This is a genomic window from Rhodopseudomonas palustris HaA2, assembly GCF_000013365.1.
GTDB classification, from domain to species: Bacteria; Pseudomonadota; Alphaproteobacteria; order Rhizobiales; family Xanthobacteraceae; genus Rhodopseudomonas; species Rhodopseudomonas palustris_J.
In genome coordinates this window covers 2,746,549-2,761,282 of record NC_007778.1, presented here as the reverse complement: position 1 = coordinate 2,761,282, position 14,734 = coordinate 2,746,549, and the positions used below count along the sequence as shown (strand labels likewise).

15 protein-coding genes are annotated in these 14,734 nt (G+C 65.9%); 9 read left to right on the top strand and 6 right to left on the bottom strand.

Translation table 11 applies throughout. From position 1 onward, the window contains the following. Positions 1-6: 6 nt before the first annotated feature. The 4 genes from RPB_RS12125 to RPB_RS12110 all read left to right on the top strand — a co-directional run bounded on the left by RPB_RS12125 (position 7) and on the right by RPB_RS12110 (position 3,674). Positions 7-759 (top strand): glycerophosphodiester phosphodiesterase, encoded by a 753-nt coding sequence (locus tag RPB_RS12125; RefSeq protein WP_011441297.1) that lies wholly within the window; start codon positions 7-9, stop codon positions 757-759. A gap of 92 nt (positions 760-851) precedes the next feature. Next, positions 852-2,087: a GNAT family N-acetyltransferase gene (locus RPB_RS12120; RefSeq protein WP_011441296.1), complete on the top strand. Its 1,236-nt coding sequence runs from the start codon at positions 852-854 to the stop codon at positions 2,085-2,087. 52 nt (positions 2,088-2,139) lie between these two features. Beyond that, on the top strand, positions 2,140-2,568 hold the full coding sequence (locus RPB_RS12115) for an HIT family protein (RefSeq protein WP_011441295.1): 429 nt from the start codon (positions 2,140-2,142) through the stop codon (positions 2,566-2,568). Between the two features lie 32 nt (positions 2,569-2,600). Continuing rightward, a complete protein-coding gene (locus RPB_RS12110) occupies positions 2,601-3,674 on the top strand; it encodes a calcium/sodium antiporter (RefSeq protein ID WP_011441294.1) in 1,074 nt (357 codons plus the stop codon). 94 nt (positions 3,675-3,768) lie between these two features. Here the strand turns inward: RPB_RS12110 and tsaA are convergent, their stop codons facing one another. From tsaA to RPB_RS12095, 3 genes are all read right to left on the bottom strand, one after another. Continuing rightward, entirely contained in the window at positions 3,769-4,230 is a 462-nt protein-coding gene (tsaA, locus tag RPB_RS12105) for a tRNA (N6-threonylcarbamoyladenosine(37)-N6)-methyltransferase TrmO (RefSeq protein ID WP_011441293.1), read from the bottom strand. Positions 4,231-4,311: 81 nt separating this feature from the next. Continuing rightward, the gene (locus RPB_RS12100) at positions 4,312-4,656 is read right to left on the bottom strand and encodes an AzlD domain-containing protein (RefSeq protein WP_011441292.1); all 345 of its coding nucleotides are present in this window, start codon (positions 4,654-4,656) and stop codon (positions 4,312-4,314) included. Next, on the bottom strand, positions 4,653-5,393 hold the full coding sequence (locus RPB_RS12095; protein WP_011441291.1) for an AzlC family ABC transporter permease: 741 nt from the start codon (positions 5,391-5,393) through the stop codon (positions 4,653-4,655). The genes RPB_RS12100 and RPB_RS12095 overlap by 4 nt, the downstream gene beginning before the upstream one ends. 144 nt (positions 5,394-5,537) lie before the next feature. Here RPB_RS12095 and RPB_RS12090 point away from each other — a divergent pair, with 144 nt between their 5' ends. Further along, positions 5,538-5,897, top strand: a complete 360-nt coding sequence (locus RPB_RS12090) for a PilZ domain-containing protein (RefSeq protein ID WP_011441290.1) — start codon at positions 5,538-5,540, stop codon at positions 5,895-5,897. A 15-nt stretch (positions 5,898-5,912) separates the two neighbouring features. Here RPB_RS12090 and RPB_RS12085 read toward each other — a convergent pair whose 3' ends face one another. Further along, entirely contained in the window at positions 5,913-6,800 is an 888-nt protein-coding gene (locus RPB_RS12085; protein ID WP_433993736.1) for a lytic transglycosylase domain-containing protein, read from the bottom strand. 411 nt (positions 6,801-7,211) lie between these two features. Here RPB_RS12085 and RPB_RS12080 point away from each other — a divergent pair, with 411 nt between their 5' ends. From RPB_RS12080 to RPB_RS12075, 3 genes are all read left to right on the top strand, one after another. Beyond that, positions 7,212-7,556 carry a PilZ domain-containing protein gene (locus RPB_RS12080; protein WP_011441288.1) on the top strand — a complete coding sequence of 115 codons (345 nt, stop codon included), beginning with the start codon at positions 7,212-7,214 and terminating at the stop codon, positions 7,554-7,556. Positions 7,557-7,628: 72 nt separating this feature from the next. After that, positions 7,629-8,012 carry a hypothetical protein gene (locus tag RPB_RS25065; RefSeq protein ID WP_245258213.1) on the top strand — a complete coding sequence of 128 codons (384 nt, stop codon included), beginning with the start codon at positions 7,629-7,631 and terminating at the stop codon, positions 8,010-8,012. 16 nt (positions 8,013-8,028) lie between these two features. Next, positions 8,029-9,600, top strand: coding sequence for a glycosyltransferase family 39 protein (locus RPB_RS12075; RefSeq protein WP_245258212.1), 1,572 nt, complete (start codon positions 8,029-8,031; stop codon positions 9,598-9,600). 235 nt (positions 9,601-9,835) lie between these two features. Here the strand turns inward: RPB_RS12075 and clpA are convergent, their stop codons facing one another. Both clpA and clpS read right to left on the bottom strand, forming a co-directional pair. Continuing rightward, the gene (gene clpA / locus RPB_RS12070; protein ID WP_011441286.1) at positions 9,836-12,241 is read right to left on the bottom strand and encodes an ATP-dependent Clp protease ATP-binding subunit ClpA; all 2,406 of its coding nucleotides are present in this window, start codon (positions 12,239-12,241) and stop codon (positions 9,836-9,838) included. Between the two features lie 196 nt (positions 12,242-12,437). Then, positions 12,438-12,767, bottom strand: a complete 330-nt coding sequence (clpS, locus tag RPB_RS12065) for an ATP-dependent Clp protease adapter ClpS (protein ID WP_041798222.1) — start codon at positions 12,765-12,767, stop codon at positions 12,438-12,440. Between the two features lie 466 nt (positions 12,768-13,233). On the opposite strand from clpS, the gene RPB_RS12060 reads away from it, so the two are divergent. Beyond that, the gene (locus RPB_RS12060; RefSeq protein ID WP_011441284.1) at positions 13,234-14,604 is read left to right on the top strand and encodes a TadE/TadG family type IV pilus assembly protein; all 1,371 of its coding nucleotides are present in this window, start codon (positions 13,234-13,236) and stop codon (positions 14,602-14,604) included. Positions 14,605-14,734 lie beyond the last annotated feature (130 nt).

Genomic DNA, 14,734 nt, shown 5'->3' with positions numbered 1-14,734 from the left:
ACGGCGATGCGCGCTCCCGACTGGCTGACAGCTCGTCCGATCGCGCATCGCGGACTGCACGACCGCGCCCGCGGCGTGCTCGAGAACATGCCGGCCGCGATCGACGCCGCGGTCGCCGGCCATTTCGCCATCGAGGTCGACATCCAGCTCACCGCCGACGGCGAAGCGATGGTGCACCACGACGACACGCTCGGTCGACTGAATGACGGCAGCGCAAAGCTGCTCGCCCTGACCGCGGCCGAGCTGAAGCAGGTCCGCTTCCACGACACCGCCGAGCGGATGATGACGCTCGGCGGTCTGCTCGACCGGGTCGGCGGCCGGGTGCCGCTGGTGATCGAGCTGAAGAGCCATTTCGACGGCGACCGCAAGCTTGCCACACGTTTGACGCAAGCGCTCGCGGCCTATCGCGGCCCGGTCGCGGCGATGTCGTTCGATCCCGACCAGGTGCTGGCGCTGCGCCAGCTCGCGCCCAAACTGCCACGCGGCATCACCGCCGAGCGGCGCTATGACGACGCCTATTGGGACAAGCTGCCGGAGGCCCAGCGCAATCCGATGCTGGCGCTGCGCCACGGCCTGCGCACCCGGCCGCATTTCGTCGCCTACCGCGTCGACGATCTGCCCGCGCCGCCCCCCTGGATCGCCCGCAACGTCTTCGGCTGCGCGCTGCTGGCCTGGACGGTGCGCACCCCGGATCAGCGCAGCCGCGCCGCCCGTCATGCCGACCAGATGATCTTCGAAGGCTTCGTTCCGGAACCGTGAACGCTGGCGCTCTTGCGGCGCGCCGCGAAAATGCACAATCTGTGGGAATGCCGCTCACCCGTCTTGATCGCCGCAGCGCCCCGGTCAGCTGATTGACGAGCTCATCCGACATCGTTCTGGAAGCCGTCCCCTCGGTCGACGCCATCCCGGCGAGCGAGTGGGACGCCTGCGCGCGTGCCGCCTTGCTACCCGACGCGACTATATCCGGTCTCTCAGCCAATTCCTGCGCAGCTTCGAAAACGGCTTACAACCCATTCCTGTCGCACGCTTTTTTCGCCGCGCTCGAGAAATCGAATTCAGCCTGCGCGCGAACCGGCTGGGGACCCAGGCATCTCGTGGCCAAGCAGTACGGACGGATTGTCGGCCTCGTGCCGTGCTACCTGAAATCGCACTCGCAGGGCGAATACGTGTTCGACCGCGGCTGGGCCGACGCCTATGAGCGCGCCGGCGGCAGCTATTATCCGAAGCTGCAGGTCTCGGTACCGTTCACGCCGGCGACCGGACCGCGGCTATTGATCCGCGACGGCGGCGACACCGCGCAGGTCGCGACCGCGCTCGCAGGCGGGCTGGTGGCGCTGTGCGGGCTCTCCAAGGCGTCGTCGGCCCACGTCACCTTCGCCCGCGAAAGCGAATGGCGCTTCCTCGCCGCGCAGGGTTTCCTGCAACGCACCGACCAGCAGTTCCACTGGCACAATGCCGGCTACCGCAGCTTCGACGACTTTCTCGCCACCCTCGCCTCGCGGCATCGCAAGGCGATCAAGCGCGAGCGCCGCGATGCGTTGGCCAATGGCATCAGCATCCATTGCCTGACCGGCCGCGACATCACCGAAGACGCCTGGGACGCGTTCTTCGAATTCTACATGGAGACCGGCTCGCGCAAATGGGGCCGGCCCTACCTCACCCGCGCATTCTATTCGCTGATCGGGCAGAGCATGGCGCAGGACGTGCTGCTGGTGATGGCCAAGCGCGGCGGCCGTTGGATCGCCGGCGCGATCAATTTCATCGGCGGCGACACGCTGTTCGGCCGGCACTGGGGCGCGGTCGAGCACCACCCCTTTCTGCATTTCGAGGTCTGCTACTACCAGGCGATCGACTTCGCCATCGCCCGCGGCCTCGCCACCGTCGAGGCCGGCGCGCAGGGCGAGCACAAGATCGCCCGCGGCTACCTGCCGCAGACCACCTACTCGGCGCACTACATCGCCGATCCCGCGCTGCGCCGCGCGATTGCGGATTACCTGAAGCGCGAGCGGATGGTCGTCGACGAGATGGGCCGCGAACTGACCGAGGCCGGCCCGTTCCGCAAGAGCGACGCCGCCGATCCGGCTTGACCGGCTGGTTCGCCGCGGCGAAAGATGACGCGAGCGAACAGCCGGAGCGCCCATGACCGCCTACGATCCCGAGAACATCTTCGCCAAGATCCTGCGCGGCGAGTTTCCCTGCCACAAGATCTACGAGGACGACCACGTCTTCGCCTTCCTCGACATCATGCCGCGCTCGCCCGGGCACACGCTGGTCATCCCGAAGGCGCCGGCGCGCAACATCCTCGATATTACCGCCGAAGACTTCGCCCATGTCGCGCGCGGCGCGCACAAGATCGCCCACGCCGCGATGAAAGCCTTCAAGGCCGACGGCATCGTGGTGCAGCAGTTCAGCGAACCGGCCGCCGGCCAGGTCGTGTATCATCTGCACATGCACGTGATGCCGCGCCATGACGGCGTGCCGCTGCTGCCGCCGGCCACTAAGAAGGAAGACACCGCCGTCCTGGAAGGCCACGCCGAGAAACTGAAGGCGGCTCTGGCGCAGGGTTAGCCTCCCGCGATCCCGATAGCGAGTCGAGAAAAATGCTGACCCTGCTCAGTTTTCTGTTGGGACTTGTCGCTCTTGTCGTCGGCGCAGAATTGCTGGTCCGAGGGGCCTCCAAACTGGCGCTCACGTTCGGAATATCGCCGCTGGTGGTCGGCCTGACGGTGGTGGCCTTCGGTACCAGCTCTCCGGAACTGGCGGTCTCGATTCAGGCGGCGATGTCGAACCAGGCCGACATTACGATCGGCAATGTCGTCGGCAGCAACATTCTGAATGTGCTCTTCATCCTCGGTCTGTCGGCGCTCATCACGCCGTTGATCGTCAACCGACAACTGATCCGCCAGGAGGTTCCGATCATGGTCGGAGCATCCTTGCTGCTGGCCGCGCTGGCGTGGGATGGCAATCTGTCGCGCGTGGACGGATTGATCCTGATAGGCCTCATGGCCGCCTATACGGCATTCCTGATCGTGCAGAGCCGTCGTCAGGAAACGGCCTCGGATGAGGCGGCACCGACCACCGCCGACGCGGGAACGGGGTGGGACTCGAAGCTGCCGGTGCAAATCGCGCTGATCATCGTAGGCCTAATCTTGCTGGTGATCGGCGCGACCTTTCTGGTCGAGGCGGCCGTCACGTTCGCGAAACTGTTCGGCGTCAGCGAAATGGTGATCGGTCTGACCATCGTCGCGGCGGGCACCTCGCTGCCCGAGGTCGCGACCTCGATCATGGCGGCCATCCGCGGTCAGCGCGACATCGCCGTCGGCAATGTGGTGGGCAGCAACACCTTCAACATTCTCGGCGTGCTCGGCCTGTCCGCCGGGGTGGCGCCGGACGGCCTTAATATCGCTCCGGCCATGATGGCGTTCGATATCCCGGTGATGGTCGCGGTGGCGATTGCCTGCCTGCCGATCTTCTTCACCGGCAGCCTGATCGCCAGGTGGGAAGGCGGGCTGTTTCTGGCGCTCTACGTCGCCTACACCGTTTACCTGGTGATGGCGGCACAGCAGCACGACGGACTCTCGACCTATGGCTTCGTCCTCGGCACCGTCGTTCTTCCGCTGTGCGGGTTGACCCTTGTCGTCATCAGTTGGCGTGAATGGCGTGCCCGACACTAATCGTATTAGAGCATGATCCCGAAAGGCGGATGCCGGTTTTCGGGATCATGCTCAATCAAGACAACAAGCATCCGGCCATCACGGCCTTGTCTGGTTACTTCGCCATCGAATGCACGCAGCGGTCGGGCTTGAGGTCGATCAGCGGCGTTTCGTCGAGACAATCGAGCCCGCGCACCAGCACCGTCGATCCCTCGATCCCGACCAGAGCCGCCGACGAAATCCCGATCGGGTTCGGCCGCACCGGCGAGCGCAACGCAAAGGTGCCGCGGGGGCCGTCGATGCCGTGGCCGCGCTGGATCACCAGATCGCGGCGCGACTGGTGCAGCCAATAGACCACCTGCACCTGCGTGAACCTATCGAGGCCGGCGAGCGCCGCGGTCCACGGCTCGAAAATCTCCAGCCGGCACACCGGACCGTCGGGACTGCCCTGCCGCGGCGTCTCGCCGCGCGACCTCCACGGCGTGCGAATCCGGCCGATGAACACCAGACCGGCGTCGGTCGGCGGTGGCGGCGTGACGGTGACTTCACCTTCGCGGATGTCATCGGTGGCAATCATGGAGATTTCCCGGAGTCTGTGCCGAAATCGATTCCAGCCTAGCGGGATAGAGGCGTCTGGCAACCACCGCAAAAGGTGAACTCAGCCGAGCGCCCATTGCCCGGCGATTAGCACCGCCTCGCCGACCAGCACGCCGAACAGGATCGAGCGGCCGGCCGCGAGAAACACCAGCAGCCCCATTCCCACCGCGCCGTAGCGCAGCAGCGCCGGCACACCCGCCAGCGCGCCCGGCGGCAGCACCAGAATCTGCGCGATCACGCCGGCGAGGATCGCGGTCGCCACCGCGCGCACCCAGATCAGCAGCTCGGAGCCTTCGTCGATGCCGCCGCCGAGCCACAGCCCGAGCATGCGCCAGATCTCGTTGGGCAGGAAACCCGCGAGCACCAGCACCACGAGCGCCTGCCAATCGCCGATGAAGTCGGTCATGCCGGTCTCCGCCGAAAGCGATGCACGCCGTAAGCGATGGTACCGGCCGCCACGCCGCTGATCAGCACGTCGACCCCGGTGTGAAACATCGCCACCAGCGGAAACAGCGCAAGTCCCAGCCCGAGCGCGACGATGTCGGCGAGTTCGCGGCAGTTGCGCGCGGTCGACAACAGAAACGCCAGCGGCGTCAGCAGCAGCACCGCGGCGCCGAATAGTTGCGGCAGATTGGCGGCCAGCAGATAGCCGATCAGATTGGCGATCAGGCACACCGAGATCAGCCCGGTGCCGAGTCCATTGGCGAAAGCGATCCGGCGTTCGCGCGGCACTTGCGGCAACAGCCGGAAGCACTCGACCCACATCGTCACCGCCACGAAATGCGCCGGCAGCACCAGATGGCGCAGCTTGGTGGTCGGAGTCCGTAGCATCGGTAGCACCGATACCACCATCGGAAACAGCCGGATCGCGCTGACGGTCACCGCGATCGCCGCCTGCAACACGGTGGCCCCGGAGCCGAGCGTCGAGATCAGGATGATCTGCGCCGGCCCGGCCCACACCAGCAGCGTGCCGAGCAGCACCCAGCCGAGGCTGAAGCCGCTGTCATGCGCCAGCGCGCCGATGCCGATGAAGGTGGCGAACAGCACCATCGACAGGACCGAGGTCGCGACCGCCCGCAGCCCCAGCAGGAAGGCGCGCATCGGGCTCTGCCAGCGCGAGGAGTCATGGGGAGGAAGCGCCATTCGTACTGAAACACCTTTGACCATCGCGGCGAATCTCGCGCGGTCCCGCTGCCCGTTTACCTTAACAATCGGTTGACCGTCAGTCGAATTCCGGCCTCGCCACTACCCCTGATAGCATCCCACAACCAAAGCGAGGGGCTGACGATGTTCGAACGGCGCAGCAGTTCACGACGACGGGTCTATTACGGCGGACGGCTCGCCTTCCAGGCCCGAACAGCAACGATCGACTGTATCGTCCGCAATCTGTCGGCGGAGGGAGCCCAGATCGAGTTCGACAATCCGGCCGCCGTGCCGGACCGCGTGGACCTGGTGATCGCGCGCAAGAGCATCGCTTATCGCGGCCGGATCGTCTGGCGGCGTGAAAACCGCGCCGGTCTTTGGCTGGACGCGCCGCGGCGACAACCCTCCGAGCTGCCGCTCGACCTCGCGCTGCGCATCCGGGCCACCGAGCGCGTCAACGTGCAATTGCGCGCCAGGTTGGCGCAACTGCGGTCCGAATTCTGATCCGCACCGTGTTGCTCAGCCGCGATTGCGCAGCACCAGACAGGCGCTGCCGGCGCGGCGTATCCGGCTGCACAGATCGTTCGCTTCAGTGCGCGTCTCGGCACCGATCCGCACCTGATAGAACGGCCGCGTACCGCGGCTGCGGAACACCGCGCTCGACAGGCTCGGATCGTGATCGCCGATCACCGCGCTCAGCCGCGCCATCGCGCGCGCATACATCGCCAGCGCCCGGTCGCGATTGAAGCCGGCCGCGAGTTGCACGCCCCAAGGTTTGTCGGCGCCGAGTTTCACCCGCGCTTCGAGCTGCGTCACGAACGGGTTCGGCGCACGCCGCAGCAGCGCCATCAGCGTGCGGCAATCGCCGGCGGCTTGCGTCGCGGGCTTGGTCTTGCGGCCGGCGGCGGCCCAGTCGTCGACCGAGGTGCCGGTGATCGCATAGACGTAGTCGCGGGTCTGCTGCGGCATCGGGCCGGTGCCGGCGATCCATTCCTGCACCAGGCGCGGACCGGCATTGTATGCCGCCGCCGCCAGTCCGAGATTGCCGAACTGACCGCGCAACTCGCTGAGGAATTCGGCGGATTTCGGCAGCGCCTGCACCGGGTCGAACGGATCGAGCAGGCTGCGTTCCGTCGCGGTGCCGGGCATGAATTGCGCGATGCCCTGGGCGCGCTGACCGTTGCGCGTCACCGGTCCGATGGCGTCCGGCTGAAACCGGCTCTCCTGCCAGATCACGCGGGCGAAGAACTCCAGCGGCAGATCATGCGCCTTCGCCGCCGACTCGATCATCAGGCAGATCGACTCGCGGGTGTCGCGGTCGGCGGGTTTCTCTCCGGGCTGCTCGACAGGCTTTGCCGCGGGCTCCGCCGGGTCCGACTTCGCCTGCGGCTCGGGCTTGCTCTGCATCTCGCCTTGCTTCGACGGCTGCGCCTCCTCGGCGCGCGTGAAGCTTGGCGCTGTCAGCGCGACGAGCAGAACGACCGCGATGCCGCGCAGCATGCCGATGAGCATCCGGATCCTCACGCGAAGTTCCTGATCGAGTAGTCGAGACCAGCGCAACCGCCATCCTGCGCGCCCCGGACGTCCCGATCCTGACACGGCGACCTGCGCTATTATCGCACGATCGCCAAGGATGTTCCTTCTCGCTGAACGTCCAATGCCGCGTGATCGCGCAGATCGACACCGCCGCGCTCCCTGATCTCGCGAACGGCGGATCGAGCACACGATCGATTCAGGTTAATCCGCGATCGGTTCACACGCGCCCTTCCGCACCTTCCGAAGCCGCCTACAATCGGCCGCTCACGCGTGGAGGGTTCGATGGACGATCGGCGGAAATCCCGGCGGGACAAGGTTGTGTATGGCGGCGTCGCCGCGATCAATGCGCGTGGCGCGACCCGGAACTGCGTGGTCCGCAACATCTCGGACGACGGCGCCACGGTCGAGTTCGGCAGCGCGGCCGGCGTCCCGGACCAGATCGCGCTGACCGTCGCCAGGAAGGCCCGGACCTATCCGTCGAAGATCGTCTGGCGCCGCGGCGATACGGTCGGACTGGCGTTCAGCGCGGCGGCCGACGGCTCGGACCTCGGCGAGCGCCTGCGCAAGAGCGAGCGGAAGAAGCGCGAGCTGCAGCGCAAGATCAAGGTTCTGCTCGGAGAGGCCTGAGCGGCCGGCGCGCGCCGCCGCAGTATCCGGTTCTCCGCAAGTCGCCTTTCCGGCAATTGCCTCGGCGGCCGGATGGACTACAACGTCGGTCCTGACTTCATGATCGGCCCGGCCTTCGATGGCAGCGTCGCCGATCTGCAGAGGACGACGCACCATCAAGCGCAAGCAGCCCAGGAACACGTCGAAATACCGTCGGCCGAACAAGAAGCGCCAGGGCGGCAAGAGCGGCGCGCGTCCGGCTGCGGCCGCGAATTCGGCCGGCTCCGATCTGGCTGCCGAGACCGCCACGACCCCGGTCACTGCGCCCGCTCCGGTCGCTCCCCCGACGCCCGCCGTCGAGACGAAGGGCGCGCCGCCCCGCCCGGCTCCCCACGTTTCAAAGCGGCCCACAGCGCCGCCGAAGCCATCCAGTTCGAAGACATCGCCCGGTCAGCCGACTGCACCACCGTCACCTGACGCCGTTGCGGTCACGATGCCCGGGGGTGCGGCCCCCGGTCTGCTGCTGCGCGCCTGCGACGTGGTGCTGCAGATCCTGCGCGGCGAGCCGCGGCGGCTGTTGCTGTGGATTCTCGGCATCTATGGCGGGCTGTGGTTCGTCACAGCCTTCAGCTTCCCGAGCCTGCCGGCGATCAGCTACGAGATGGCGCTGTTCGGTAAGGAACTGCAGGCGGGCACTTGGAAGTATCCGCCGCTGGCGCCCTGGCTGACCGAGATCGCCTCGCTGCTGACCGGCGGGTGGAGCGGATCGCAGCTCCTGCTCTCGATCGGCTCAGCGCTGGCGACGCTGGTGCTGCTGTGGCGGCTCGGCGCTGGCATCGTCGGCGCAGCCGGTGCGACGCTGGCGGTCGCGCTGACGATCCTGATCGGCTGCTTCGGCCCGCAGGTCACCGGCTATGATCCCGCCATCGCCGGCCTGCCGCTGACGGTCGCGGCGGTGCTGCTGTATCGGCAGGCGGTGCTCGGGCAAGCGCGGTCGAGCTGGATCGGCCTCGGCGTCGTCTGCGCGCTGCTGGGCAATGCCAATCACGCCGGCTTCGCCCTGATCCTGGTGCTGCTCGGCCATCTGCTGCTGACGCGCGAGGGTCGCCGGCAGTTGGGGACGCTGGGCCCGCCGATCGCCGCGGTGGTGTGCTTTGTCGTGTTGCTGCCGCATCTGATCTGGCTCGGTCAGGCGAATGCATCGGCGTCCGCCGCAGCGGGCGCGTCGGCCGATTTGCTGCCACGGATCGGCGCGGCCTTCGCCTTCGTGTTCGGCCAGGTCGGGCTGCACGCTGGGCTGATCCTGATCGCGGTGCTGGCGGTGCTGCCGCGACTGCCGCTGCAGGGCGCCCCCGCAACGATCGAGCTCGACACGCCGAGCAGCTTCGATCGCTCGCTGATCCTCGCCGCCGCCTTCGTGCCGTCGATGCTGGTTGCGGTCGGCAGCGTGCCGGACTGGTTCACGATCGGCGCCTACACCGGCAGTGCGCTGGTGCCGCTATCGGGGCTGGCGCTGCTCCTGCTGCTGCCGCGGCGGCTGGTGCTACGCGCCCCGCGCCTCGCGGTGGTGGCGTGGCTGCTGGTGCTGGTGGGCGTTCCGATCGCCACCACGGCATCGATCTACGCCAGAGCCTATGGTGACGGCCCGCCGCCGACCGAGCTGTATCCGGCTCGCGCGCTGTCGCAGGCGATGCAGGCGGCGTGGAGAAGCCGGACCACCCGGCCGCTCGATAGCGTCACCGGGAGTGCCCGCCAAGCCGGCTTCGTCGCATTCGACGCCTCGCCGCGACCATCGGTGTTCATCGATGCCGACTTCGCCAAGAGCCCGTGGATCACGCCGCAACGGCTGAAGCAATCCGGCACGCTGGTGGTGTGGTCGACCGACGAATTCGCCCGCACCGACGAAATCCCGGCGCCCTATCGCGGCACGCTCGGCAGCAGCACGCCGGTGTTCGGCACCATGGTGCTGCCGCTCGGCCGCGGCAAACTGAAAGCCTATGGCTGGGCGATGATCGCGCCGGAAGGCGATCCACCGCAGGCGCCGGCACCGGCGCCGGCGAAGTAATTAGACGGAATTCTTCATCAACCCTCGCCACGAGTCTCAACGTCATCCTGAGGTGCCCGTCGAGCCGCGCCACAGCGCGGCTCGACGGGCCTCGAAGGATGGGCCGCAAATGCCGTCCTCGCCGCCGCATCCTTCGAGGCTCGCTGTGCTCGCACCTCAGGATGACGACTCGCCCCAAACGAAAAAGGCCGGCGATCGCTCGCCGGCCTCGTTCAATTGATCAAGCGTAGTCCGCTCAGGCCTTGACCAAGGGATCCTTCGCCGATCCCTTCGGGCCGCCCGGCTTGGGCTTGCGGGCCGCGCCGCGCTTGCGCGCGTTGGGCAGATTTTCGGGCTTCGGCGTCACCGGGCCGTCGAGGAATTCGAAGGCGATCTTCTCCAGCTCGACGCCGGCGACCGCCTCGTCCTTGACCAGCACCACCTTGACGTGGCCACCGCCCTTGAGCTGGCCGAACAGCACCTCGTCGGCCAACGGCTTCTTGATGTGCTCCTGGATCACCCGCGACATCGGCCGCGCGCCCATCTGCTCGTCATAGCCGTGCTGCACCAGCCAGGCCTTGGCCTCGTCGGTCAGCTCGATGGTGACGTCGCGATCGGCGAGTTGCGCCTCGAGCTGCAGCACGAACTTCTCGACCACCATGCCGATGACATCGGCATTGAGATGCGCGAACGACACGATCGCATCGAGACGGTTGCGGAACTCCGGCGCGAACTGCCGGTTGATCGCCTCGTGGTCGTCGCCTTCCCGCTTGTTGCGGGTGAAGCCGAATGCCTGCCGCGCCAGATCGGCGGCGCCGGCATTGGTCGTCATGATCAGGATGACGTTGCGGAAATTGACCTGCTTGCCGTTGTGGTCGGTCAGCCGGCCGTGATCCATGATCTGCAGCAGCACGTTGTACAGATCGGGATGCGCCTTCTCGATTTCGTCGAGCAGCACGACGCAATGCGGATGCTGGTCGACGCCGTCGGTCAGCAGGCCGCCCTGATCGAAGCCGACATAGCCGGGCGGCGCGCCGATCAGGCGCGAGACGGTGTGGCGCTCCATGTATTCCGACATGTCGAAGCGCAGCAGCTCGACGCCGAGCGTCGAGGCCAGTTGCTTGGCAACCTCGGTCTTGCCGACGCCGGTCGGGCCCGAAAACAGGTAGCAGCCGATCGGCTTCTCCGGTTCGCGCAGGCCCGCACGGGCGAGCTTGATGGAGGCGGACAGCGACTCGATCGCCTTGTCCTGGCCGAACACCACGCGCTTCAGGGTGGTTTCGAGGTGCTTCAGCACCTCTGCATCATCCTTCGACACGCTCTTCGGCGGGATCCGCGCCATGGTCGCGACCGTGGCCTCGATTTCCTTGATGCCGATGGTCTTCTTGCGCTTGTTCTCCGCCACCAGCATCTGCGCCGCGCCGGATTCGTCGATCACGTCGATGGCCTTGTCCGGCAACTTCCGGTCATGGATGTAGCGCGACGACAGTTCGACGGCCGATTCGATCGCCTCGTTGGTGTATTTGAGCTTGTGATAGTCCTCGAAATACGGCTTGAGGCCCTTGAGGATCGCGATCGCGTCTTCGACCGTCGGCTCGTTGACGTCGATCTTCTGGAAACGCCGCACCAGCGCGCGGTCCTTCTCGAAGTGCTGCCGGTATTCTTTGTAAGTCGTCGAGCCCATGCAGCGGATCGTGCCTGAAGCCAAGGCAGGCTTGAGTAGATTCGAGGCATCCATCGCGCCACCGGAGGTCGCGCCGGCGCCGATCACGGTGTGGATCTCGTCAATGAACAGGATCGCGTTCGGATGCGCTTCGAGCTCCTTGAGCACCTGCTTCAGACGCTCCTCGAAGTCGCCGCGATAGCGCGTGCCGGCGAGCAGCGTGCCCATGTCGAGCGAGAACACGGTGGCTGCGGCGAGCACTTCCGGCACTTCCGAGTCGACGATGCGCTTGGCGAGGCCTTCGGCGATCGCGGTCTTGCCGACGCCGGCTTCGCCGACGAACAGCGGGTTGTTCTTCTGCCGGCGGCACAGCACCTGGATGGCGCGGTTGATTTCGGCGTTGCGCCCGATCACCGGATCGATCTTACCGTCGCGCGCCTTCTTGTTGAGATTGACGCAATAGGTCTCGAGCGCGTCGCCCTTCTTCTTGGAATCTTCGCCGCTCTTGGTCTCGGTCTCTTCGTCGACGCCGCGCACCGGCCGCGCCTCGGACACGCCGGGGCGCTTGGCGATGCCGTGGCTGATGTAGTTGACCGCGTCGTAGCGCGTCATGTCCTGCTCCTGCAGGAAGTACGCGGCGTGGCTCTCGCGTTCGGCGAAGATCGCGATCAGCACATTGGCGCCGGTCACCTCTTCCCGCCCCGACGACTGCACATGGATCACCGCGCGCTGGATCACGCGCTGGAAACCGGCGGTCGGCTTGGCGTCTTCGGAACCGTCGGTGACGAGATTCTCGAACTCGGTTTCGAGGTAGTTCACCAGGCTCGCGCGCAGCTTGTCGAGATCGACGCTGCAGGCGCGCATCACCGCGGCCGCATCCGAATCGTCGACCAGAGAGAGCAGGAGATGCTCGAGCGTGGCGTATTGATGATGTCGCTCGTTGGCGATCGCGAGCGCGCGGTGGAGGGATTGCTCAAGGCTTTGCGAAAATGTCGGCATCTCGTCCTCTGTGGCCCCCGCTCATCATGATCGCCGCTGCAACGTCGCGCAACAACAACCTTTCGACATATAGTGTCGCAACCCGCCGACGAAAGCCCCGTTCCTTCCCCGTCGGGCAGCACACCAAGCAAGTCCGGGAAAACCCGCTAGCAGAAACGATGCAAGAGCCGTTCCGGGTTCGGCGACCTCACCCCGCCTATTTCTTTTCCATCACGCATTGCAGGGGATGCTGGTGCTTTCGCGCGAAGTCCATCACCTGCGTCACTTTCGTCTCGGCGATCTCGTAAGTGAACACGCCGCACTCGCCGATACCGTGATGATGCACGTGCAACATCACCTTGGTCGCGGCCTCGATATCCATCTGGAAGAACTTTTCCAGCACATGAACGACGAATTCCATCGGCGTGTAGTCGTCGTTCAGAATCAGAACGCGATACAGGTTCGGCCGCTTGGTCTTCGGCTTGACCTTGGTGATGACCGACGTCGTCGGGCTGCCGCTGCCGGCACGGCCGCCGTCGCCCGCCATGCGGGTCGCACGATACGATAGCCCGACGGACGCGGGGACGGAGTCGAAAGATGAAAATCGTTGCAGCATGGCTCAGGTATTCGAATCCCCAGGGAACTCATCTTTACCGGAACCGCAGCGCGCACAAAATGTGATCGACGATTCAGCTCCGGCTGTCCGCCACCCCGGCGGGCCGATCCGACAGGACCGGGTACCGCAAATATGGGTCGACACGCCGTGCGCCGCAAGCGCGTAAATTCCGGAGGTTGTCCAAACAGCGTTCCGCCCACCGGAACGTCGACGGTTAACCCACCCTTCCCGATTCGTCCGCAATTCAGGCCGCGCCGTTTGCCGGGGATTTACCCTGGCGCGGCTCCCGGAGCATTTAGCACGCAATTTAGCGAGTTTCGAAGATCGGCTTTACTCGCCGTTCAGTGGTAGAATGGAACATCCCGGCCATCTTCTCATCAGGCCGGGATTTCGCAAGATGCCGATGACGTCCATAGCCCCTTGGTCGAGGGACGTTTCGAGCCGTTTCGTCAAGACGGACGGAGGCAACGTCGCCATCATCTTCGCGATCGCGCTGCTGCCGATGATCGGCTTCATCGGCGCGGCGATCGACTATTCCCGCGCCAACAAGGCGCGCACCTCGATGCAGGCGGCGCTCGATTCGGCCGCCCTGATGGTGTCGAAGGATCTGGCGTCCGGCGTCATCACCGCCGGACAGGTGTCGGCGAAGGCGCAGAGCTATTTCGCCAGCCTCTATAACAACACCGAGGCCCCCAACATCACCGTCACCGCGACCTACACGGCGAAGGACAGCACCGGCTCGTCGACGGTCTTGCTGAAGGGCACCGGCGATATCAGCACCGAATTCATGAACATGTTCGGCTTCCCGACGCTCGGGATCGGCAGCGCCGCCACCGCGACCTGGGGCGGTACGAGGCTGCGCGTCGCGATAGCGCTCGACGTCACCGGGTCGATGGCATCCGCCGGCAAGATGCCGGCGATGCAGTCTGCAGCCAAGACGCTGGTGGACAATCTCCGCGCCAACGCCCAGACCGCTGACGATCTCTATATTTCCATCATTCCGTTCGCCCAGATGGTCAACGTCGGCAAGAGCAACAAGAACGCCAGCTGGATCAAATGGGACTACTGGGAAGACACCACCGGCAGCTGCAATTGGTGGTGGCTCACGACCAAGTCGAGCTGCGAAAGTGCGGGCCGGACCTGGAGCTCGACCAATCAAAGCCAATGGGGCGGCTGCGTCACCGATCGCGATCAGCCGGCAGACACGACCAAGGATGCGCCGACGACGGCGGCGACACGCTTTCCCGCGGCGAACTACAGCGCCTGCCCCGAACAGATCCTGCCGATGACGTCGGCGTATTCGTCGAGTAACGCGACGACGATCAAGGACAAGATCGACGCCCTCTCTCCGAACGGCGGCACCAACCAGCCGATCGGCATGCACTGGGCGTGGATGTCGTTGCAGGATGGCGCTCCGCTCAACACGCCGGCCAAGGACGCGGACTACAAGTACACCGACGCGATCATCCTGCTGTCGGACGGCATGAACACGATCGACCGCTGGTACGGCAACGGCTCGAGCTGGTCGAAGGATGTCGACGCCCGACAGAAGCTGCTGTGCGACAACATCCGCGCCGCATCGGCCGCGAGCACGACGAAGACCGTGATCTACACCATCCAGGTCAACACCGACGGTGATCCGGAATCGGAAGTCCTGAAATATTGCGCCGACAGCGGCAATTTCTTCGCCACCACCACCGCGTCCGGCATCAGCACCGCGTTCGCCCAGATTGGCGCCTCCCTGTCCAAGCTGCGCATCGCCAAATAGGCTGCCGGCCGCGCCGGCGCTATCCGCATCGCCTGAAGGTCAGCCGCTCCGACCTTGTCGGGCGGCATCGTCGGCTGCGCCAGACCGGGCGTCCCCGCCGCGAATCGTCGACGATTCCCCTCGCACTGCA